Source organism: Saccharolobus shibatae B12, from assembly GCF_019175345.1.
In the GTDB taxonomy this organism is placed as follows: Archaea; Thermoproteota; Thermoprotei_A; order Sulfolobales; family Sulfolobaceae; genus Saccharolobus; species Saccharolobus shibatae.
In genome coordinates, this window is sequence record NZ_CP077717.1 from 1,087,468 (window position 1) to 1,107,864 (window position 20,397).

The 20,397-nt window shown below is 34.5% G+C and carries 24 protein-coding genes; 15 read left to right on the forward strand and 9 right to left on the reverse strand.

Annotation, left to right across the window (positions count from 1 at the left end; all coding sequences use genetic code 11):
- Nucleotides 1-12 precede the first annotated feature (12 nt).
- From J5U23_RS06065 to J5U23_RS06090, 6 genes are all read left to right on the forward strand, one after another.
- On the forward strand, nucleotides 13-390 hold the full coding sequence (locus J5U23_RS06065; RefSeq protein ID WP_218259918.1) for a hypothetical protein: 378 nt from the start codon (nucleotides 13-15) through the stop codon (nucleotides 388-390).
- Nucleotides 383-775 (forward strand): hypothetical protein, encoded by a 393-nt coding sequence (locus J5U23_RS06070; protein ID WP_218259919.1) that lies wholly within the window; start codon nucleotides 383-385, stop codon nucleotides 773-775. The genes J5U23_RS06065 and J5U23_RS06070 overlap by 8 nt, the downstream gene beginning before the upstream one ends.
- Nucleotides 759-959, forward strand: coding sequence for a hypothetical protein (locus J5U23_RS06075; RefSeq protein ID WP_218261561.1), 201 nt, complete (start codon nucleotides 759-761; stop codon nucleotides 957-959). The genes J5U23_RS06070 and J5U23_RS06075 overlap by 17 nt, the downstream gene beginning before the upstream one ends.
- Nucleotides 956-1,585 (forward strand): 6-hydroxymethylpterin diphosphokinase MptE-like protein, encoded by a 630-nt coding sequence (locus tag J5U23_RS06080; RefSeq protein WP_218259920.1) that lies wholly within the window; start codon nucleotides 956-958, stop codon nucleotides 1,583-1,585. The genes J5U23_RS06075 and J5U23_RS06080 overlap by 4 nt, the downstream gene beginning before the upstream one ends.
- 79 nt (nucleotides 1,586-1,664) lie before the next feature.
- On the forward strand, nucleotides 1,665-2,777 hold the full coding sequence (locus tag J5U23_RS06085) for an isopropylmalate synthase (RefSeq protein WP_218267503.1): 1,113 nt from the start codon (nucleotides 1,665-1,667) through the stop codon (nucleotides 2,775-2,777).
- A gap of 8 nt (nucleotides 2,778-2,785) precedes the next feature.
- Nucleotides 2,786-3,421 (forward strand): MBL fold metallo-hydrolase, encoded by a 636-nt coding sequence (locus tag J5U23_RS06090; protein ID WP_218267270.1) that lies wholly within the window; start codon nucleotides 2,786-2,788, stop codon nucleotides 3,419-3,421.
- On the opposite strand, the gene J5U23_RS06095 is transcribed toward J5U23_RS06090, so the two are convergent.
- The gene (locus J5U23_RS06095) at nucleotides 3,418-3,594 is read right to left on the reverse strand and encodes a ribbon-helix-helix protein, CopG family (RefSeq protein WP_009989429.1); all 177 of its coding nucleotides are present in this window, start codon (nucleotides 3,592-3,594) and stop codon (nucleotides 3,418-3,420) included. The genes J5U23_RS06090 and J5U23_RS06095 overlap by 4 nt on opposite strands.
- Nucleotides 3,595-3,743: 149 nt before the next feature.
- Between J5U23_RS06095 and J5U23_RS06100 the strand changes: the two genes are divergently transcribed.
- Nucleotides 3,744-4,061, forward strand: coding sequence for a hypothetical protein (locus J5U23_RS06100; protein ID WP_218259922.1), 318 nt, complete (start codon nucleotides 3,744-3,746; stop codon nucleotides 4,059-4,061).
- A 409-nt stretch (nucleotides 4,062-4,470) separates the two neighbouring features.
- Here the strand turns inward: J5U23_RS06100 and J5U23_RS06105 are convergent, their stop codons facing one another.
- The 3 genes from J5U23_RS06105 to J5U23_RS06115 are packed head-to-tail and all read right to left on the reverse strand — an operon-like array spanning nucleotide 4,471 to nucleotide 6,778.
- Nucleotides 4,471-4,704: an Lrp/AsnC ligand binding domain-containing protein gene (locus J5U23_RS06105; protein WP_012710373.1), complete on the reverse strand. Its 234-nt coding sequence runs from the start codon at nucleotides 4,702-4,704 to the stop codon at nucleotides 4,471-4,473.
- Between the two features lie 32 nt (nucleotides 4,705-4,736).
- On the reverse strand, nucleotides 4,737-5,927 hold the full coding sequence (locus tag J5U23_RS06110) for an ABC transporter permease (protein ID WP_218259923.1): 1,191 nt from the start codon (nucleotides 5,925-5,927) through the stop codon (nucleotides 4,737-4,739).
- Complete coding sequence (locus tag J5U23_RS06115) at nucleotides 5,927-6,778, reverse strand: ABC transporter ATP-binding protein (RefSeq protein WP_218259924.1); 852 nt, start codon at nucleotides 6,776-6,778, stop codon at nucleotides 5,927-5,929. Before J5U23_RS06115 ends, J5U23_RS06110 begins: the two co-directional genes overlap by 1 nt.
- Between J5U23_RS06115 and J5U23_RS06120 the strand changes: the two genes are divergently transcribed.
- Nucleotides 6,723-7,406 (forward strand): hypothetical protein, encoded by a 684-nt coding sequence (locus J5U23_RS06120; RefSeq protein WP_218259925.1) that lies wholly within the window; start codon nucleotides 6,723-6,725, stop codon nucleotides 7,404-7,406. The two genes, J5U23_RS06115 and J5U23_RS06120, sit on opposite strands and share 56 nt — an antisense overlap.
- The gene (gene panB, locus J5U23_RS06125; RefSeq protein WP_218259926.1) at nucleotides 7,303-8,106 is read left to right on the forward strand and encodes a 3-methyl-2-oxobutanoate hydroxymethyltransferase; all 804 of its coding nucleotides are present in this window, start codon (nucleotides 7,303-7,305) and stop codon (nucleotides 8,104-8,106) included. Before J5U23_RS06120 ends, panB begins: the two co-directional genes overlap by 104 nt.
- On the opposite strand, the gene J5U23_RS06130 is transcribed toward panB, so the two are convergent.
- Together J5U23_RS06130 and J5U23_RS06135 are read right to left on the reverse strand one after the other, a co-directional pair.
- The gene (locus tag J5U23_RS06130; RefSeq protein ID WP_218267271.1) at nucleotides 8,085-8,885 is read right to left on the reverse strand and encodes a 4-phosphopantoate--beta-alanine ligase; all 801 of its coding nucleotides are present in this window, start codon (nucleotides 8,883-8,885) and stop codon (nucleotides 8,085-8,087) included. The genes panB and J5U23_RS06130 overlap by 22 nt on opposite strands.
- Nucleotides 8,840-9,589, reverse strand: a complete 750-nt coding sequence (locus J5U23_RS06135) for a pantoate kinase (protein ID WP_218267272.1) — start codon at nucleotides 9,587-9,589, stop codon at nucleotides 8,840-8,842. The genes J5U23_RS06130 and J5U23_RS06135 overlap by 46 nt, the downstream gene beginning before the upstream one ends.
- Nucleotides 9,590-9,637: 48 nt before the next feature.
- Here J5U23_RS06135 and J5U23_RS06140 point away from each other — a divergent pair, with 48 nt between their 5' ends.
- The gene (locus tag J5U23_RS06140; RefSeq protein ID WP_218267273.1) at nucleotides 9,638-11,893 is read left to right on the forward strand and encodes a 4Fe-4S dicluster domain-containing protein; all 2,256 of its coding nucleotides are present in this window, start codon (nucleotides 9,638-9,640) and stop codon (nucleotides 11,891-11,893) included.
- On the opposite strand, the gene J5U23_RS06145 is transcribed toward J5U23_RS06140, so the two are convergent.
- The gene (locus J5U23_RS06145) at nucleotides 11,884-12,339 is read right to left on the reverse strand and encodes a hypothetical protein (RefSeq protein ID WP_218267274.1); all 456 of its coding nucleotides are present in this window, start codon (nucleotides 12,337-12,339) and stop codon (nucleotides 11,884-11,886) included. The two genes, J5U23_RS06140 and J5U23_RS06145, sit on opposite strands and share 10 nt — an antisense overlap.
- Nucleotides 12,340-12,375: 36 nt before the next feature.
- Between J5U23_RS06145 and J5U23_RS06150 the strand changes: the two genes are divergently transcribed.
- Genes J5U23_RS06150 through J5U23_RS06170 form a run of 5 tightly spaced genes read left to right on the forward strand, consistent with a single transcriptional unit; the run spans nucleotide 12,376 to nucleotide 16,780 of the window.
- On the forward strand, nucleotides 12,376-13,071 hold the full coding sequence (locus J5U23_RS06150) for a MoaD family protein (protein WP_218259931.1): 696 nt from the start codon (nucleotides 12,376-12,378) through the stop codon (nucleotides 13,069-13,071).
- The gene (gene thiD / locus J5U23_RS06155; RefSeq protein ID WP_218267275.1) at nucleotides 13,068-14,402 is read left to right on the forward strand and encodes a bifunctional hydroxymethylpyrimidine kinase/phosphomethylpyrimidine kinase; all 1,335 of its coding nucleotides are present in this window, start codon (nucleotides 13,068-13,070) and stop codon (nucleotides 14,400-14,402) included. The genes J5U23_RS06150 and thiD overlap by 4 nt, the downstream gene beginning before the upstream one ends.
- A 17-nt stretch (nucleotides 14,403-14,419) precedes the next feature.
- Nucleotides 14,420-14,968 carry an HD domain-containing protein gene (locus J5U23_RS06160; protein WP_218267276.1) on the forward strand — a complete coding sequence of 183 codons (549 nt, stop codon included), beginning with the start codon at nucleotides 14,420-14,422 and terminating at the stop codon, nucleotides 14,966-14,968.
- A gap of 16 nt (nucleotides 14,969-14,984) precedes the next feature.
- Nucleotides 14,985-15,503, forward strand: coding sequence for an inorganic diphosphatase (ppa, locus tag J5U23_RS06165; protein ID WP_218259934.1), 519 nt, complete (start codon nucleotides 14,985-14,987; stop codon nucleotides 15,501-15,503).
- Nucleotides 15,500-16,780, forward strand: coding sequence for a glycosyltransferase (locus J5U23_RS06170; RefSeq protein WP_218267277.1), 1,281 nt, complete (start codon nucleotides 15,500-15,502; stop codon nucleotides 16,778-16,780). Before ppa ends, J5U23_RS06170 begins: the two co-directional genes overlap by 4 nt.
- Here J5U23_RS06170 and J5U23_RS06175 read toward each other — a convergent pair.
- Together J5U23_RS06175 and J5U23_RS06180 are read right to left on the reverse strand one after the other, a co-directional pair.
- The gene (locus J5U23_RS06175) at nucleotides 16,761-18,494 is read right to left on the reverse strand and encodes a type II/IV secretion system ATPase subunit (protein WP_218267278.1); all 1,734 of its coding nucleotides are present in this window, start codon (nucleotides 18,492-18,494) and stop codon (nucleotides 16,761-16,763) included. The genes J5U23_RS06170 and J5U23_RS06175 overlap by 20 nt on opposite strands.
- 23 nt (nucleotides 18,495-18,517) lie before the next feature.
- Nucleotides 18,518-20,368 carry a type II secretion system F family protein gene (locus J5U23_RS06180; protein WP_218267279.1) on the reverse strand — a complete coding sequence of 617 codons (1,851 nt, stop codon included), beginning with the start codon at nucleotides 20,366-20,368 and terminating at the stop codon, nucleotides 18,518-18,520.
- Between the last annotated feature and the right edge of the window lie 29 nt (nucleotides 20,369-20,397).

Here is a 20,397-nt window from a genome sequence, read left to right on the forward strand (position 1 = left end):
TAACTATTAAACATGAAGTTACTTCTAAGTGTAATTGAGGACTTATCCTCTCTTTTTATAGAATGGTACGGAGATTATGTGAAAAAGATTATAGTTGGTGGAAAATCCTTTGAAAAATTTGATGAAAATGAGGAGGTAATTTATTTATTAGTGTTAGATAAAGTCTCCAAAATCTCACTCTATGCTAGGGGTGAAATATTTTCGTTCTTCTACAATAAGGTAAAGAATATGGAGAGTACAAAGAATTTTATCTTAAGCCATGGTGATTTACCTAAAATCTATGGATTAATATTATCTCCTAAGGAATTGGAATACGAAATACCAATAATTGAGTATCTAAATAATCATGGAAAAGTACTATATTCTTCAGAGGATGAGAAAAATGGATAAAAGTCTAGTAGCTGCTGAATATTTGCTCAGGGCTAGAAGAACGTTAAAAGAGGCACAAATAGCCTTTGAGGATGGAGATCTTTACTACACTGTGGTAAGAAGCTTAGATACTATAGAAAATTTAGCTAGAGTGTTGTTAGCTTTAAAGGATATATTTAGATATGAACCCCTTTGGAATACTACAATAATGCTTAATAATGAAAGTAATATAGAGAAGAAATTAAGGGATCTCGAACTAAAACTAATACCAATAATCTTGATAAACGAGTCCTCTTTGAAAACTCCAACTGTGATAATAAGGAATAAGGAAGCGGAAATGTTGGTTGACGAAATTACTAAAATTCTAGAAGAGGTTGAGAGAATATATGATGAATATCACGATTGATCTCGACTCCTACACATGTTCGAGTGATCCATTAGAGGCAATTGAGTACTTGCTTCATAATAATGTAATATTTAAGATAAATTTAAAAAATCCATATTTCGAGACAATAAAAGGTAAATTCAACATTGACATAATTAAGGAGGAAGGTGATATAATTTACTTTATAGTACGTTCGGATGGTTGAACTTTTATAAAATAGTAAGGAGTTGGTTCGGATTTAAAGAAAGGGATGACTATATTTCTGCATCAATACTAAACTATCTAGTAAACAAGGAGTACGATGAGTCTGAATTAAGAGACATAATTAAGGGAAGGGAAATTGCAGTAGTTGGAGCAAGTCCTCAGTTGGATAAAATAAATAAGATTGAAGAGGACGTTATAATAGCTGCGGATGGTGCCACAAACTATCTCATAAATATAGGAGTTATCCCTGATATTGTGGTAACTGATTTGGATGGTCTTCAAACTTTCCATAAAAACCCGATATACGTAGTGTTGGCTCATGGTGATAATATCAGTTTACTACCTAAGGTCAAGGAGATGGATAAGGTAATTCCGAATTCACAAGTAATGCCTTTTGGTCGTTTAAAACTGTATGGTGGGTTCACTGACGGAGATAGGGCCGTAGTTTTAGCAAAGTACATGGGAGCTAGGAAAATAAGATTATATGCCATGGATTTTGAATCCGGAATTATTGGAAAATACTCTAAACCATACTATAAGAGAGACGTACCAGCTTCGATGATAAAAAGAAAAAAGTTAGAAATAGCCAGAATGATAATTGAACAAGTTTTAAATTATGATGAATAGTAAGTTTTAAATAGCATTATACCGAAGTTTACATGGTGCGTACGAGGTATGAGTATTCTCTACGCCTAAAAAAATTAGGATATTTGATACTACTTTAAGAGATGGTGAGCAAGCTCCCGGTATAGATCTAACAATGGAGCAAAAAATAATGATAGCTAGGAAATTAGCAGATTTAGGCGTTGATGTAATTGAAGCAGGTTTTCCTGCCTCTTCAGAAGGAGAATTCATAGCTACTAAAAAGATTTTCGAAGAAGTAGGGGATCAAGTAGAAGTAATTGGATTATCTAGATCCAATAAAAACGATATAGATAAGACAATAAGTACTGGAATCTCAAGTATACACTTATTCATAGCCACTTCAGAATTACACATGAAATATAAATTAAAGATGACAAAAGAGGAGGTTCTAAATAAGATCTATGAAAGCGTGAAATACGCAAAAGATCACGGTATGATAGTGGAATTTAGCCCAGAAGACGCAACAAGAACTGAAGAGGACTTCCTGTTTACAGCAATTAGAACTGCAATAGAAGCAGGGGCAGAAAGGATAAATATACCAGACACAGTAGGGACTATGCATCCTTTCAAGTATTATGATATGATAAAGAAAATTGTAAACTTCGTAGGTGAGAGAATAATAGTGAGTGTTCACTGCCATAACGACTTCGGCTTAGCAACAGCGAATTCATTAGCCGGTGTATACGCTGGTGCTAAACAAGCTCACGTTACTGTAAACGGTATAGGTGAGAGAGCTGGGAACGCATCATTAGAAGAAGTAGTAATGGGAATAAAGAAATTACTAAATTATGAGACAAATGTGAAAACTTGGAAATTGTATGAGGTAAGTAGGTTTGTGGCTGAAATGACTGGCGTACCAGTGCCCTATTTCAAGGCAATTGTTGGAGATAATGCCTTTGGTCACGAATCTGGGATACACGTTCATGGAGTAATAGAAAACCCCTTCACATATGAGCCAATTTCGCCAGAAGAAGTAGGTAATTTCAGAAGATTGGCATTAGGCAAGCACAGTGGGATACATGGTTTAAGGAAATTATTAGAAGAACAAGGAATATACCTATCTGAAGATAAATTAAAAATAGTCCTAGCTGAGATTAAGAAATTAGCTGAATCTGGTAATAAGGTAACAGTAGAAGATGCGAAAAACATTGCACTTAAATTGATGAATTCTTAAACGATCTTATGGTACTAAAATATTTTGGACATTCTTGTGTTTTAATTGATGATAAAATATTAATTGACCCGCATGATGGGGGAAGTATTGGTTTACCTAAACCAGATATAAAAAAGGTAGATCTAATCTTAATAACACACGATCATTACGATCATAACGCATACCAAATTTTTGAATACAAAGATCTCAAAATGAACTTCTATGGCTCTTTAAATTACGCCAATTACACCATAAAGGGAATAAAGAGTTACCATGATAAGTATAACGGTAAATTAAGAGGACAAAATAGCATATACGTGATACAAAAGAATGACGGTGAGAAGATTGTCCATCTTGGAGATATAGGTCACCTTCCAGACGAAAGTATTTATAAGGAATTATATGGAGCAGATGTCCTTTTAATACCCATAGGTGGAGTAATAACTATAAATTACAAGGAAGCACTAGAGATAATTGATAAAGTTTCACCTAAAATTATAATCCCAATACACTATTGGATTAAAGGACATTACATGCCTTTAGACCCTCCAGAAGAGTTCTTATCTAATATAAAATATGAGGTAAGAGGAATAGATCTGAAAAACAATCTTATAGATGAAAAGATAGAAGAGAACAAGAAATTAGTGTATATTTTATCCTACTAGAGCTTTATCTTTTCAACCCTCGCTACTGGGACTCTCTCCTTAGATAACTCGTCCCTTACCATCTTTTCTATGGCTTTCCTTATTGCTTCTGATCTATTTAAACCGTATTTTATAGCGTATCTATCCAATAACTCTAATAGGTCTTCTTCTACCTTAAATGTTACAACTCTCATCTTTTATCATATATAAAATTGTCATCAGTAAGGTTTAAGTATTCTCTGGATCAGTATTCCCGGATTCTTCCATAAAGAGGAATACATAATAGAAAATAAAGATTAATATACTCCCACTGCAATATTAATATTTAGAGGAGTGTACAGAGATGCCTACAATACATTTATCATTACCAGAGTGGATGTATGACGAACTTAAACAGAAGGCTGATGAATTAGGAATTCAAATGACTGATTTAGTCAAATTGTTTATAAAGAAAGGGCTTGAAGGAGACTTTGAGAGAGATGAAGAGAATGAAGAGAAAAAGGAGAACGTTAAGTATGATGAGAGTATAGCCTTTTTAGAGGCTAAAGTTGCGCAGTTAGATTCATTATTGGTGGAGGTGTTAAAGAAGTTGCAGATATTAGAAGAGGAGAAAGATGAGGAAGAGGAACAAGTAGAGATAGTGGATAGTAATCAAAGCTGATCTCCTCTCCATTCTATGAGGGTGTTCTATATAGGTTCCTTTAGTGGATCATAAGTTCTCCCACTGATTCGGAATTACATCTCTCATTTGAGAGGTAGCAGAGGTATATAGAAATTCACCATATTATCTTACTTATAAACTTTTCTTCATCCCCACTATAAGGGTGAGGCTTTCAGATGTAAAAAAATTTAACCTATCCTTAACTAATTTTTATTGGCCTGCGTGATTTTAGACCAATCCCCGAGTACCGGGGTAAAATGATCGCAGGAGGGTCACCCCCGGATTTTATGATTATCAAGTGATGTGGCAGGGACGAACTGAAATTAGTGTGGAAAAATTAAAAGACTGACCTATCGTATATTCCTAATAGAATGAAAATACACGAAGATAATTAATAGATGAGAAAAAATTACATTACTATTAAAGTCACGGTCCTTATTATATTAGGATTCCTTCTTATCTCATATATTACTTTCTTTAAATCATCAGATGACTTAGCTTCTACTTCTACTACCACATCATATTCACCATAAACTGGATCTGCTCTTACAACACCTGATACTTTTTTAGCCATATCCGCTACTTCCATTTCCTTACCAACAGTAGTAGATACGAGAATGTAGGCTCTTACAACTTCTGCCATAAAATATTAATTACGACTCAATATTTAAAGGTTTACTTTAGCAGTAATCTTTCCGAATTAAATAGCCTTGAGGATACTAACAAAATTATCAAACAGACTATCAGCACGCCCAATAGGAGAGATAATGAAATAAAAGTAGAACCGGAGACGAAGTAAAGTAATGATAGACTTAATTGCTCATAGGGTATTACCAATATTAAATTAAGAGGAAACTGTAAATTGGCAACATTTATAAAAAGGGCAGAAAAGGACGCGATTAGGCCAAAGGATAAAATGAGGAAGTTTATCACTTGCATGTTACGCATGGATCCTCCCAAAGCTAGGAGTAAAATTACACTCAACGCTGCAGTTAGTAATACAGCCAATAGATAGGTAAGGACAACAATTAGAATAAATGATGTACTAAGGGATAATGGTAAACCGAACGTGAATGACATTAAGGAGGAAAATAATACTACTCCTAGAATGTCACCTAATGATGAAAGAACTCCTAAGATAATAGCAATGATTACCTTAGAGAATATGAAGGAGTTTATTGATATTGGTGAAGCTAATAGAGATTCTAAAGTTCTTCTCTCCTTTTCGCCAACTATCCCATCTGTGACGTAAAATATTACCGGAGTGGCACTAGGGAAAAGGACTAGAGTTATTATCCTAGCTATTTCACTTAGGTTAGCTTGGGACGCTGGAGCACTTTTACCAGTTATAGTAACTACGTAATTTTTAACCAATAGAGGGCTTAAAATATCACTAGGATTAATAACATGCCGTAAATTAGAGGAATTTATCAAGAATTCAGTCCTATTGTAAATTAGACTATAGGACAGATGGTATAACGCGTTATTAACCAAATTCGAAGCTTCTTGATTAGAGGAAATTAGGGTCTTTACATACACAGAGGCTTGTCTTGAGATATTGCTAGCATTTATATTAAAGTCATTAGGGAATATGATCACAACATCAGGTATTATATTTCCATTCGAATCATTGTAAATTACTGTTCCCCCCTCTTGAGTGATGTAATGTGAAACGGCTTCAACATAGGGTAAGTTTGACTGGTTATGGTTTACTATTTCGATCACAGGTGGAGATACCGCTATGGAAGCGTAAAGTATGATACCAATTAACGGTAATAATATAAAAGGAAGAATTATAGCCCCAAGTAGTAGCTTTCTATCCCTTCTTAAATCCATTATCTCTTTCTTTATCATTGTCTTCAGCATCACTGATCACCGAATACGAGTTTTATGAAAGCTTCTTCCAAATTCTTAGAATTAGTGTTTTTGACGATCTCTTCGGGCTTTCCACTAGCAATTACTCTTCCGTCGTTAATCAGAGTAATTCTATCACATAAGTATTCGACCTCTAACATATTGTGTGAAGAGAGTATTATTGTCATGTTATATCTTCTTGCCATATCTAAAATTATATTCCTTATCCTTACTGCAGACTCCACGTCTAGGGCTGAAGTTGGTTCATCCAGAACCGAAAGTTTAGGCATTACCATTAAGGTTCTTGCTATAATAAGCCTTCTTTTCATACCTCTACTATACTCAGCGGTCTTATCGTAAATCCTCTTACCTAAATTGGAAATCTCAACACCTAGTTTTAAGTATTTTTCCTTTAACTCCTTGTCACCTTTAGCGTATAGCTCAGCATAGAAATCTAAATTTTCGTATCCAGTTAGCTTCTCATACGGGAAAGCGTCTTCTGGCATATACGAAATGTATCCCTTTTGTTTTGCCTCAACCGGATTAAGTCCGAAAATTTTTACATATCCTTCAAAATTTTTAATAATACCCGACAATATTCTTAGCGTCGTTGTTTTTCCGGCTCCATTGGGCCCCACTATCCCAAAAACCTCTCCGTTCTCCACATTAAATGATAACCCCTTAAGTATATCCTTATTTCCAATTCTCTTTCGCAAATTGGTAACACTGACAGCGAATTGTTTTTCTGTCATACTTATGCTATTATGGCTAAGGAACTTATTATATGCTTTCGAGATAGTATATAAAATGATTGGCACAGTAAAGGACAGAACATTAGAGGCTTTGCTCAAATATGGCGACAAGGCTAAATATGTCTTAAAGGCTATAATAGAAATTACTGAGGAGAATGAAAATAGGGAGCTTGGAGACTTCAGCTACAAGCAATTAGTTGAAAAACTAGGGGAATTGGGAGTTAACTATGACCCTAGAATGATATTGAGAGCGTTGGAGAAGGATTTCGGCATAATCGAGACCACTTATAAGTCTGCTAATCAACATTGGTGGAAATTCATAGACATTGAGCAGACTAAGCTAGCGCTTAATGGTGAAATCGATAACAGCGAGGAAGATCCTGAAATTTCTCTTATAATTATTCAATATAATAGCTTAAACCCAAAGGAAGTAGAGAGAAAATTACTATTCTTATTAAAGAAACCTAAACTACTTGACTTAGATAAGAAAAATTTTATGAAATTTTCATTTGAGATTTTACCGTTAATAGTCAAATTGTATTATAAGGCTTCTCAACATGAAGAGACCTTTGAGATTGCTGAAAAGTTGAAAAAAATTATAAATTTAGCTAAGAGAATAAGCTCTAGAATTAATAATGAAAAAGGTGACAATAAGGGACTTCATAAAGAAGAAATCAACGAAGGAGAAAATTACAATGTTAACAGCATACGATTACCCAACGGCGAAGATAATATCTAATACTGGACTGGACTCCATACTTGTAGGAGACTCCCTAGGAATGGTTGTACTAGGATATGCAAATACGCTCAACGTAACCATGAGAGACATGATCTCCCACACAAGAGCAGTAGCGAGAGCAAATCCACCTCAGTTAATAGTTGCAGATATGCCCTTTTTAAGTTATGAGATAGACACAAAAAGTGCAGTAAAGAATGCAGGACTTTTAGTAAAGGCTGGTAGTGACGCGATAAAACTAGAAGGTGGGGAGGAAATGAAAGACACTGTTAAAGCAATTGTAAAGGCTGGAATACCTGTTATGGGGCATATTGGTTTAACTCCTCAAAGGTTTCTAAGACTAGGAGGATTTAGAACCATCGGAAAAACTAAACAAGAAGAGGAGCAATTGATAAAGGATAGTTTAGAACTAGAAGATGCGGGAGTATTTTCATTAGTTATAGAAAATACTTACGTGGATATAGCTAAAAGAATTACGGAAAAGTTGAACATACCTACAATCTGTATAGGGGCTGGTCCATATTGTGATGGTCAAGTATTAGTGATAAACGACTTACTAGGGCTATCTGAGTTTACTCCTTACTTCGCTAAATCATATGTAAATCTGAAAGAAATCATTTCTAACGCAATAAATCAGTACATAGTTGACGTGAAGAATAATAGGTTCCCTGAAAAACAGCATTATAAGGAAAGAGAAAGTTGAGTTAATCTGTTAGCTATGAATTTCAGCGATTCAGCTAGAACATTTTTATTATCATAGTTTAAGACTATTTGTTCTAACTCTTCTTTATTCTTAGACTTCAACTCTTTCACCTTCTCTACTAGCCTGGGAACAGCCCTAATTATATTGTCCACTATAGTTATTGTGGCAGACCTAGAAGTTCTCGATAATGGATTGATATCTATTGCTATAACTTTCTTACCCATTTTGACTAATGCCTCTGTTCTATCTCCATCTTCTAAACCCAATAATACTACATCAGCTATGTAAATACCTTTTGGACTTACTCTTCTTCTTTGACTAAATAATTCAGGTATTACCGTCGAAGCATCATCACCTACTCCTAAAACTTCCTTTGCATTTGCCTTATAAAGCACTTCAGCTATTGCTTTTTCTCTTCTTTCATCCCTATAGAATAAATTAACTTCGAGCTTGGCATTTGTCTCCTCTGCTAATGTAACTAGACCTTCTGGTACTAATGCAGCCATATTTCCATTTATGGAAATAACTGGTGTCTTAGCCAAGAGTAGGGTAGCTGCTGCAGCTTCTATAGCCTTTTCAGCGAAATCCTGAGTCTTCTCTCCTATTAGGTAGTCGAAACATTCTCCTCTTCCATGTGCTATTAACCCTTGAGGAACAAGAATACTTTTTTCCATAGCTTCAATCAGTTTTTCCCTAATTAGCAGGGATTCTTTTCTAGGGTGATTTTCTGGTATTATGTCACGTATGCTCCACGACTTGCTATCTTGTGCTTTATCCATACTCCATACTCTGGATCAAAGATTTTAACAATTATCCCCTTCTTCCTATATGAAAAAGGATATTCTGAGTTGAAACCCAAACTGCTTGTAAACCTTTGCGCAACCTCGATAAATTTTAACGGAGACGGATTTTTGAGAAATTCGTCTATGAGCTTAAGGGCTATTTCTGACCTCTTTATAATACTCTTAGTTGGAAGCTGGCTAATAGGTTGAGAGAAGATTGGATATTGTGACCAATCCATATTTATTACCTCAACCTCACCATAACCCAACCCTCCTGCCTTCTTCCTATGAACTAAACCCCCACCATAATATTGCGCTATCACATCCCCTAATCCATTTCCGGCTATGACATCACTTAAATGGGCTGCATTAACTGCGTCTTTCTCGCTTATTGGAGTTAATTCCTTAACTCCTAGGGCATATGCTAAGCTTATAGCTCCACTTAAACCATAACCGTAACCTAATGGTACTTCAGAATATATAGATAACCTATATTCTCCTAATTTTTTCTTTAATATTTCATAATTGGGAAGTTTTATCTCTATCCCATTAAATTCTATCCCACTACCGCCCCTGATTTCAGCAGTTATATAAGGTTCCAATGTTAAGGCCAGCCCTACAGATCCAGATTCCATCAAATTCTCTCTATCTACTACTGGGTACCATATAGCAGAAATAGAAATTGGTACCTTAATCTCCACACCTAAAACTATAAAAATTGTTACTAATAATTTTTACTTAGAGCAGTTGTGATTTTAGACGCATCAATATTTAGCAGAGCTGTAATAGGAGGCTTAGATGTAAAAAAGATCGAAATTAACGATAAAAATGAATTAGTAGTTGGTAGATTAACCGGTTTATATGGTAACGTATTAAAATATGCTAATCCGAAAATAATACGTGCTCCGGATAGATTTAATGACGGAAGTATATTTAGGGAAGTTGAAGGAAGGAATATATATAAAATATTCGAAGTACCTGCAGGGGTAACTTTCGATAAACTGATAGATGAACTTTCCAAGAATAATTATTACCCTGCTATCTTTCCACTATATTTAAAAGGTACTATTGGAGGATTTACTGTATTAAATGGTTCAGGGTTTGGTAGTTATAAGTTCGGATTTGTAAAAGGTAAAAAGACTATAAATGAGCTAATTGATTATAAGGTAGTAAGAATTCTTGCGGTAAAATATCCAGAGCTGTTAGAAACTGAAGGCGAAAATAAGTTTGCTTGGTCAGCTCTAATATACAAGGATACTATAAAGTATTATATACCCTCGTTCTACAATAAAATAATCAATGAAAATTTTAAATCAATACCAACCAATAATTTGATAAAAAGTATAAATATAGAGATATCTAGTATATTCAAGAGAAATTACATACCAATAATACTGATGACTAATTACGAAAAAAATACGGACTTTAATTTCGATTTTAAAATGGGATATGTAATCAATTACAACTCACCAAAGAGATATAAAGTTCTGATAGGAAGTCTAGAGGAAACCAGATTACCAGAACTCTTTGAATATCTAAGAAAGAATCCAGATGTATTACCATTCCCCTATCTGAAAGAGTATGAAGAATTTCATAAGGATATACTAAGAAACTTTAAAAAATATGAAATAAAAGTAAGATCTAAGAGAATAAATAAAAACATGATAATCGAGGCGTCGAAGTGTATAAATTGCTCATTATGTTTAGATAGTTGCCTTGCGTACAACACTACAAATAATATCCTTTATTCACCTTTAGGTAGATTTGATAGATTGTTAACAGGTGAAGGAAATTTTGAATTCTGTTTTGGATGCGCTTCTTGTCAAGAGGCTTGCCCAGTAGGAATAAATATTTCCAATCTAATGGAAATATTACCACAATTTAATGAAAATAAGGAAACAGTAGAATTAGAAACAACAGATGTACCAAGGACTATCTACGAATTGGAAAAAAGCTTAAACACTAGATATAGAAATAGACCAGTCTTCTTATTATTTGTAGGATGTACAGCAAAGTATGATCCATTGGGATTAGAAGGATTTCTAAATTACCTCCTATTTAGCGGAGATAAATTACCTCAAGAGCTGTCTCCCAGAGTAAAACTAGTTACTGGAATTTGTTGTGGTTTTAACGATTACCTAGCGGGGAATCTAAAAGACGTGAAAAATAGTGTTGAGAAGATAAATCGGTTAAGAATTGAACAAAATGCCGCTGGTATCTATTTTCTATGCCCAGAGGGATTGTATGTTTATAATAAGTTCAGTGAACAGAAGGGAATATTTGCGTATGAAGTTATTAAAAATGAACTAAAGGAGAAAGAAGCACATTTGGGATGCTGGGCTAAGAAGCTAGGATACACTTCACGATATAATGAATGTGCAGGGTTGTTCTTGACATCTTATAAAGGCAATCCACTTAAGGCTACTAAAAAAGGTTTCTTGACCGTATGTCCATTTTCTACGTGGAAGTTTGGAACAATATCAGTGTATAGTTTATTCCTAGAAAAGAAAGAGGTAAAGGAACTTGAGGAAGAAAAAGTCATGATAAATGAGAATGTAATATTTGATTTGTTAGTGAGGGCCATTGCAGATGGTTTAATAGCTTCTAAGGATGAAGTCGCCGAGAAAGTAGTCATGTGGAGTTTAGGAGGTAGCCAATACTTCTTATTGTTGACTATTCCAATTTTCTCTAAATATATAAGCAGTGAGCTCATACGTAAACTATCCTCTGACTCCAGAGTAAAGGAATTTTTATCTAAACTATCACAAGATACACATCTGCTAAACCAGAAAATTTCCACATATAAGGATTATCTTTCGAGCTATAATTTTAACAATGAAATAAACGCCCTACTAGAAGAAATAGCAAAATCAAATAAACTAGATTATTCTGTAAAAGATTTAGTTAACACTAATGAATTTTTAAATGCATTAAAAGAAGCCTTAAGAAGATCTATAAACGAAAACTTAATCGTAAGTGTGATAAATAATATTATTTACTTATAATCAACAATAAAATATCGTTTCTTATCGTAGTCGAAATATATTAAACCATTTCTTCTCATGAATCTAAATAGCGGAACAAGCCTTTTAGGAAGCTTATCATCCAAATCTTGCTCATTTATAGTTTGAGAAAAGTAGAAGTTGAGAAGTTCTATTGTATCTCTGAATGTTATAAGTTTTCTCGAGCTATCTAGCTCAACTACATAGTAATTTCTGCTTATGTTTCCAATACTGTCATCGAGAATAACATAGGCTGATGAAAGAATTTGTTCACATAAACTCACGTTTTGCTGAACTCCTCTTTCTTTACTCTTAATTAGATATTGTAGAAGCTTCTCTATCTCATTTAATTTGTTTAGAACTTCATTGTTTTCCTTCCTAATCGCTGTACCTTGCCTTATATCACGTTGATTATTGAATATTAAATCTATTATCTCGTCTTCACTCATACTAACTAAGGATTAAAAAATAATAATGGTGAGTGTATGAAAAAAGTGAAACTTCTCTATTTTGCATTCATTAAAGATATAACCCATAAATCGAATGAAGTATTGGAAACTGAGTGTGAGGACGTTGACTGCCTCATTGAACAACTAGGTAAAATGTACGGAAATGAATTAGTAAACTTCTTGAAAAATGGAATAAACGGGATAAAAGTTTCAATTTTGGTAAATGGTTCAGCATCAACTAAGAATATTAAAGAAGGAGATGAGGTAGCACTATTACCACCACCTTCTGGTGGAGATTTAATTATAGGGAAAAGGTTTGACTTACTTGAGGAAATTAGAAAATTCAGAGAAAAAGCCCCTCCGGAAGCAGGCTCTTTAGTTGTTTATGTAGGTTTTGTTAAGGGTATAGTAGACAATCACAAAGTCTTAGAACTGAGATACGAAGCTTATGAAGAGTACACTAGGAAGAGGTTTCTAGAAATAAAAGAAGAAATGAAGAGGAAATATAGTGACTTGATTGACCTTGAGATAATACATGTAATAGAGTCCATGAAACCTGGAGAGAATGTCTTACTTATAATGGCCCTAGGCAAGGGAAGAAAAGATGCCATAGATGCGGTGAAAGAAACATTGGAATTGGTTAAACATAGCACTGGAATTTGGAAATTGGAAATAAGAGATGATGGAGAATATTGGGTAGTAGCTGGAAATACGAGAGTGAAAAAGCAATGATTAAACCAGTTGGAATGACCGTAGCTGGATTAGATACTGGTAATGGAGCCGGAGGAGAGACTGATCTAAGAGTTTTTGAAGTATTAGGAATTCACGGAGTTTTTGCAATTACTGCAATAACAGCTCAAAGTACAAGAGGTATAAAAGATATTAATGTTGTTAGCTCTGAATTCCTTAAAAAACAGATAGAAACATTACTTGATGACTTCAATGTCGAAGCTGTTAAGATGGGAATGATATATACAAAAGGACAGTTTCAAGTTGTGAATGAATTATTACACGATTCTTTTTTAGTAGTAGACCCAGTACTGTACGCAAAGGATGGAACTCCACTAATAAAAGACGTTGAAGATTACAAGAAGATAATTTTACCCATTGCCAAGGTAATAACACCAAACATAATAGAAGCATCTGCAATTAGCGGTATTAAGGTAGAAAAGGAAAGTGATCTAGTTATTGTATGTAAAAAGATAAGGGAGACTTACAATATTGCTCACGTAATAATTAAGGGAGGCCATAGTAAGGGAGATTTTAGCTTCGATTACATGTGTAATGAAGAGGGAGTATATAAGATAGGTTATCACAAGATACAAGCGAAAGACACACATGGTACCGGCAGCGTATTTGCAACTGCGTTTACTGCAGAATATATAAAGACAAAGGATGTAAAATTGGCCTTTAGGAAAGCAAGAGATTTTGTTCAATCCTCAATAGAATATGGACTTAATATAGGGAAAGGTGTAGGACCAGTTAACGTAAGTGCTGAGATTATGAAGAAGTCTATGAAATATGAAGTAGTTGAGGAGATGAGAAGATTTGCAGACTTTGTTGAAAATAACGAGAAATTCTGGATTTTAATACCCGAAGTACAATCGAATCTAGCACACAGTATAAAACCAGAATACGTTAGGGATCTAAACGACATTTCTACATTTAGAGGTAGAATAATAAGGAGGTGGGATAGAAAGGTAATTGTTGGCCATCCCGTCGTGTTTGGAAATCCGACCCATACAGCCAGAATGTTATTATCAATTATTCTTAAGGGAATGGATAGTACTTGCTTAATGAACATTAGATACGACGATAAGATAGTTGAGAGTTTTAAGGGAATTGGTTATGAAACTGTTGAGATTAATAGGGAATTGGAACCTAGCCATGGTGAAGGAAAGACGATGCAGTGGATTATTGAGTATATAAGTAGTGAATACGGTAGGATACCTAATGTAATTTACGATAAAGGTACCAAGGGAAAGGAGGCAATGATTAGATTTTGGACAAAAAATATGGAGGAAATGATAGAAGCTTTAGATAACTTATTAAAAATGCTGTAGCTTCATTTTAACTTAAGATGAAACTGGAGAGATTGTTGGAAGGCGCTAAAAATTTAGTTAGAACTGGTTGGATGCAGAATGGGATCCCATCAGCAATGGGAGAAACGGTGGCTTCACATAGTTTTGAAGCGTCAGTCTTGGCCTATGTACTTTCTACCGAGCTTAAGAGAAAAGGAGTTGAAATTGATCCAGAACATAGTGCAGTTATTGCTCTATTTCATGATGCAGGGGAGACTTTACTAGGAGATTTACCAAAGTGGGCTACTAATAGAATTAATAAAAGGGAAGCTGAAGTGGAGGCATTTGACGAATTGGGAATAGGAAAGGATCTTTTCCTTGAACTTAAGGAGTTAAAGACTAATGAGGCTAAAGTAGCTAAGTTATCAGATAGGCTTTCAACATATTTACAAGGATTAAGATACAAGAGAATCGGATTTAATGTTGATGAGATAATCTTAAGTTACGCAGAGGAAATAGATAAATTACTTTCCATAGAGCCTTTGAATCAGATAAGAGAACTGGTTACTAAAATAATGAATAGTTTAAATAAGATGAATCCAAAATAATAAGCAGTGAAATGATATGAAGGTAGGTCCTGGGAAAAAAGCCCCAGATGAGATAAACGTATTCATAGAAATACCCATGGGTTCAAACATTAAATATGAGTATGATGAAGAGGAAGAGGTTATTAAAGTAGATAGAGTGTTGTATACGTCAATGGTATATCCGTTTAATTATGGCTTTATTCCAGAGACTTTAGAAGAAGATGGAGATCCATTAGATGTGTTGGTTCTAGGAAATTACTCATTAATGCCTGGGACGGTAATAGAAGCAAGACCTATAGGAATGATTTACATGAGGGATGAGGAAGGTGAGGACGCGAAGGTAATAGCAGTGCCAAGGAATAAGACGGACCCTTCATTTTCTAATATTAATGATGTTAAAGATCTTCCAGAGGCTACAAGGAATAAGATTGTACATTTCTTTGAACACTATAAAGAACTGGAACCAAATAAATGGGTAAAAATAAGTGGATGGGGAGGCGTAGCCGAGGCTAAGGAAAGAATTAAAAAAGCAATTGACAGAAAGAAACAAGGATGATAAGGGAAATTTTTGAAATTTTACTTTTTATATCCTCCTCTATTACATCTTTATGGATACTTCTTCAAGCATTTTACTATAAAGTTTCCAATGAAAATTTAGTACAAGTATTGGATAATGATAGAAACAATTCTAATAAGAAAATAGATATAATAGTTGCGATAAAGGACGAAAACGAGAGAACTATAAAAGAGTTAATCGATAATTTATCGGAATTGGACTACAGACCTTACAGAGTTATAATAATTTCTGATGATTCGTTGGAAAATTTTGAGAAAATTATGAAAGTTGTAGATAGAATTCCAGAGAATTTCGTAATTATAAGGAGACCAGAAAATGGGGGAAGAAAAGCTGGAGCACTAAACTTTGCCTTTAACCTTTCAGATGGAGAATTATTAGTGTTTCTTGACGCTGAAGCCAGAGTAGAAAAGAACTTTTTACGTAAAATTTCTAAACTTAATTACGATGCTGCTGCGTTTAGGCTAAAAGTCAGAGATCCTATCACACCAGTCCAAAAGATATACTCTCACACTAATGAATTCGTAATGAATGCCTTATTTAAGGCAAGAGAGAAGTTAGGCCTAATAATTTTTGCAAATGGTTCAGCATTTGCAATAAGGAGAGATATTTTAAGGAAAATAGGCGGATGGAAAGAAAATATTGTAGCGGAAGATTTAGAGCTAGGTATTAGACTTGCTCTAAATGGTATTAGAGTGAAATATGTTGATGATATTGTAGTTTATACCTTAGCCCCTTATACTCTAACTGATTTATATAACCAAATTAAAAGATGGGCTTATGGCTCTGGAGAATTGCTCGCCTACAGCATGAGACTGTTTAAATTAGGAGCAAAGGGAATTGAGGGATTTATTTATTCTCAACAATGGGGATTGTACCCCTTATATCTATTAGTATTTTTGATTGTTATCTCCCTTCAGTTTACATTAAATATAAACTATCTGTACGTCTTTAGCTCACTGATCCCAATACTGGTCTCAAATGGAATTTATATAACTCTAATAAAACCTAAGGATGACTATAGAAGTGGGATTGTAACCATAATCGCTTCCCTTATAGGTTACGTTCAAGGAGTATTTAAAGTAAGGTTCAAATGGAAAGTCACTCCTAAAAACCACATTGTAAAAGAAGAAGAAATCTTGAGTATAAAAATATTGGGAGTTATTCTCGCAATTATGGCATATGTTAATAGTCTTTTCAATAACACTCTTTCATCTTTGTTGTTAATCTTGGTTTCAATTATTCTTTTAATTCTATAGCTTTTGTCCTGGCCATTGATTGAACTTCTTTTAGAGCTTCTTCTGGCTTTAAGCTATACTTTATTATATAGTTCTTCACAAGCTTATAACTCTCCTCACTCTGTATTATCTCCCTGGAAGACGCTAATAATTTTAGGAATAATGCTCTCCTCTCCATTTCTCTCTTAACATCATCTATACTAAGGCCAGCTTCCTCTATTCTATTTTTTAATACTCTGGCAGAGTCAAGATTGATTGCAAACGCGTCACTTTTCGGATCCCAACTCGAGACCCTTCTATAATCATTCCAACTAACTATTTCATCAACTGCTACAACACGTCTCCTTAGAACGATCTTCTCGCCTACATATACTGGTAACCTCCTAATTGTCATCATTATGTTCATCATAGGTATCCACTCTTGTGGAATGTTAAGGGGCTCATTCATAAGCCTCTTTATTGCAGAGTCCGTATTATACGCGTGGAATGTCGTAGCACCACCGTGTCCAGTTGATATCGCTTGGAATAATACGTAAGCCTCTTGTCCTCTTATCTCACCTACCACTATTATATCTGGCCTATATCTGAGGGATAATTTTAGCAAATCCATTAATGAAATCTCTTTGCCTACTCCTGCATATGCTGGTCTAGCGTAAAGTTGAACCCAATTAGTATGCGCTAATCTGATTTCCGGAATATCTTCTATAGAGACAATTTTCATGCTCTCTTTTACTAGATTCAGAACTGCATTAAGCAAAGTGGTCTTTCCAGCACCAGTAACTCCTATTGACATTATACTCATTCTCAGATCCATTCCATACCATAGATATGCGGCCAACTCTGGAGATAAGGTGCCAGAATTGATTAAATCTAGTATCGTAATAGGCCTTTCACTAAATCTTCTTATCACTACTGAAGAACCACTGGCTGATACCTCACGCCTAAATGTTGCGGCAATCCTATCACCATTTGGTAACATACCGTCTTGTATTGGTTCAGCAACTGAAATTGACTTACCAGTGGTTGAAAGCATTCTTAGTACTAATTGATCCAGCAATTCCTCACCATCTATCATAATATTAAGTTGTGGAGATATCTTCATGTTCTTAGTAAACATAATGTTAGTTGGAACGTATTCATAACTTCTATGATATACATAGACTGGATTATTCAAACCAGAAACAGAAATATCTTCTATATTCTTATCAGCAACCAGTGAAGTTAATACGTTGTATCCGAACATGTTCCTTAATAGGTAATATAACGTAACTCTTGCGTTTGTACTTAGTATGTATATATCTCCCCTTTTCTCTTGGATAATATTAAGATTAGATCTTTTCTTACTAAGTTCGAATATAATTTTCGCAAGGTCAAGCGAGGGTGTCTTGGAAAGTAATTCTCTCTCTACCTCTTCTATGAATATATTATACATGTTGTAAATGGTATCATTTACTGGTGGTTCTAATAAAACGTATTTGTATATACCCTTCCTTTCATCAAAGGTAATAAAGATGTGAGGATTCGGCAATACTAACTCTATATTATTTTGGGCTATATTGGACTTAACATCCTCTGGGGCTAAGCTTAGTATATTCACTTCGTAGTCTGCAACAATTGTAGTTACCTCTTCTGGAAAAGGACTAACTGGATAGAGTGTTATAGGTAACTCTGCTATAGGCAATTGCTTAACGGTGGGTTTGCCTTTTGGCAAGAGAGATTTTAAAATTTTACTCATTATATATCACTTCTCCATCTAGATTATAAAGATGTTGACGAAGGAGATATAGAAGGTATTAGAGATATATGTAATGATATGACAACTAAGATAGCAGTTATAACTACTAAAATCGCCGAATGTATAAAGCCAGCTGCCGTTTTGCCATAGCCTATTTTCCCTACTAGTAATCCAGCCAAAAACGAGTTAAAGAGTGCCGAAATAGAGATTACGTAGAGGGATTTGGGCAAGATCACAGTAGCATTGGATAATGGTCCATAAGATAAAGCCAAAGATTGATGAGATATTAAGGTAAACATAGCGTTACCCAATAGAATAGACGCTACTAAGGCTAAAATAATTCCTATATACGGTGCATATAGTAACACTCTTATTTTGGCGTTATAGTTTCTCCTTATCCTTATTTGAGCATCTACTTGTTCTGCTAATGACTCAACTGTCTCTGGTGTCAAACTACCAATTTCTATCATATCCGCTAATGAAATTAAGGAAACTCTACTAGAAAAGTCCAATATTCTCTCTGAGGCTATCTTAAAGGCGTCCTTTAAGGGGACACCTAACAGAGAATAAGCGTAAATGGTATTCAGTATATCTCTGAACTTTCCCATTTCCGGGGAATCCTTTAAGTTTTTAACTACAGTAGCTGGATTTAACCCAGCTCTAAGTCCCTCAGCAACAGCTCTTAGAAAAGAAACGACATAGACGTCATATCCTGTACCTTCCCTCAATTCCCTAATTGCAATTACTGCTGGAGGTATGACAGCTATTAATAGACCTACTGTAAATGCTAATACAGATAACGGTATTTGCTGTACACCACCATTCAAAAATAGTAGGTATAAAAGAAGAGGAATTGGGTCCTTTATTAAATATAGTACGATAAATGATATGACTATCCCTAAGGGGAAGGTAATATAAAATACCTTGTACGCTTTTAATGATCTCTCTGGAAATCTAAATTGGGTTTGATCTACAACCCATATGAATAGTAGATTTATCAATGGTATCATAATCATTGCGAAAATAGCCATTATAGGAAATGGGACTGAACCAAAGAGAGATGGAAATATTGCTTGTAACAATAAAACCAGAAAGAACGTTATGAAACCGGAGGAAAGCCAAATTACGAAACCCTCAGCAATTCCGGACAAGTTTTCTGCTGCGGTAGAAGCTAAAGTTTCTATATTCTTTAGAATATCTTTAGTCTTAGCTTCCATTGTATCTAGAACTGGAGCTCCGGTTCTTACAGCAGTAACGTAAGTTATTAAAAACTCATTAAATACTTTCGAAGGTGAGTAGTTTAATGATTCGACTATTGCGCTTTCTACACCTTCTCCTAGATATTTAACTCTCTTATTGACATATGAGGCGATTTGACTAGCGTAGTGCATTGCTGTGGATTTAGATAAGTAGTCGAAAACGTATCTTGCACTTAGACCAGATCTTAAGAAAACGTTAAATACTGCAGCGAATGCTGGAGCTTCACTATCCAGACCTATTCTTCTATTCTCAGTTGATTGAGATAATTGAAGAATTTGCATCAAATAAACAACAGGCGGTATTATTACACCGAATATTATCAATGTTAAAAACCCTGCCAAATATTTTGTAAGTAATGTAAATCTATATAGCTCAAAGAACCTAATAGAAAACGCTATTAATAGCGCTGAAATGGCAATTGAAAGTATCAGAGTAAGAAATAGCTTAGATGCAAATAAACGAGGATCTTGACTTATACCAGCTTTTTTGATTTTCATATCCACGCTTTTAACTAAACCATTGATAATACTGGAATTGTAAAATAATAATTCAATTTTAGATGGGCCTTGATTGTTGAGAGATTGTTTGTTATCACGCCTATTAAATATACTCATTCTATTGTTACTTTCTCATAAACCTATAC

Excerpts from the sequence above, each read along its gene's own strand:
- ppa (WP_218259934.1), top strand. The coding sequence starts at position 14,985 with ATGAAGGTAGGTCCTGGGAAAAAAGCCCCAGATGAGATAAACGTATTC.
- J5U23_RS06090 (WP_218267270.1), top strand. The coding sequence starts at position 2,786 with ATGGTACTAAAATATTTTGGACATTCTTGTGTTTTAATTGATGATAAA.
- J5U23_RS06130 (WP_218267271.1), bottom strand. The coding sequence starts at position 8,885 with ATGGATAAAGCACAAGATAGCAAGTCGTGGAGCATACGTGACATAATA.
- thiD (WP_218267275.1), top strand. The coding sequence starts at position 13,068 with ATGATTAAACCAGTTGGAATGACCGTAGCTGGATTAGATACTGGTAAT.
- J5U23_RS06180 (WP_218267279.1), bottom strand. The coding sequence starts at position 20,368 with ATGAGTATATTTAATAGGCGTGATAACAAACAATCTCTCAACAATCAA.
- J5U23_RS06070 (WP_218259919.1), top strand. The coding sequence starts at position 383 with ATGGATAAAAGTCTAGTAGCTGCTGAATATTTGCTCAGGGCTAGAAGA.
- J5U23_RS06160 (WP_218267276.1), top strand. The coding sequence starts at position 14,420 with ATGAAACTGGAGAGATTGTTGGAAGGCGCTAAAAATTTAGTTAGAACT.
- J5U23_RS06095 (WP_009989429.1), bottom strand. The coding sequence starts at position 3,594 with ATGAGAGTTGTAACATTTAAGGTAGAAGAAGACCTATTAGAGTTATTG.
- J5U23_RS06120 (WP_218259925.1), top strand. The coding sequence starts at position 6,723 with ATGATTGGCACAGTAAAGGACAGAACATTAGAGGCTTTGCTCAAATAT.
- J5U23_RS06150 (WP_218259931.1), top strand. The coding sequence starts at position 12,376 with ATGAAAAAAGTGAAACTTCTCTATTTTGCATTCATTAAAGATATAACC.
- J5U23_RS06100 (WP_218259922.1), top strand. The coding sequence starts at position 3,744 with ATGCCTACAATACATTTATCATTACCAGAGTGGATGTATGACGAACTT.
- panB (WP_218259926.1), top strand. The coding sequence starts at position 7,303 with ATGAAAAAGGTGACAATAAGGGACTTCATAAAGAAGAAATCAACGAAG.
- J5U23_RS06065 (WP_218259918.1), top strand. The coding sequence starts at position 13 with ATGAAGTTACTTCTAAGTGTAATTGAGGACTTATCCTCTCTTTTTATA.
- J5U23_RS06110 (WP_218259923.1), bottom strand. The coding sequence starts at position 5,927 with ATGCTGAAGACAATGATAAAGAAAGAGATAATGGATTTAAGAAGGGAT.
- J5U23_RS06145 (WP_218267274.1), bottom strand. The coding sequence starts at position 12,339 with ATGAGTGAAGACGAGATAATAGATTTAATATTCAATAATCAACGTGAT.
- J5U23_RS06075 (WP_218261561.1), top strand. The coding sequence starts at position 759 with ATGAATATCACGATTGATCTCGACTCCTACACATGTTCGAGTGATCCA.
- J5U23_RS06170 (WP_218267277.1), top strand. The coding sequence starts at position 15,500 with ATGATAAGGGAAATTTTTGAAATTTTACTTTTTATATCCTCCTCTATT.
- J5U23_RS06105 (WP_012710373.1), bottom strand. The coding sequence starts at position 4,704 with ATGGCAGAAGTTGTAAGAGCCTACATTCTCGTATCTACTACTGTTGGT.
- J5U23_RS06175 (WP_218267278.1), bottom strand. The coding sequence starts at position 18,494 with ATGAGTAAAATTTTAAAATCTCTCTTGCCAAAAGGCAAACCCACCGTT.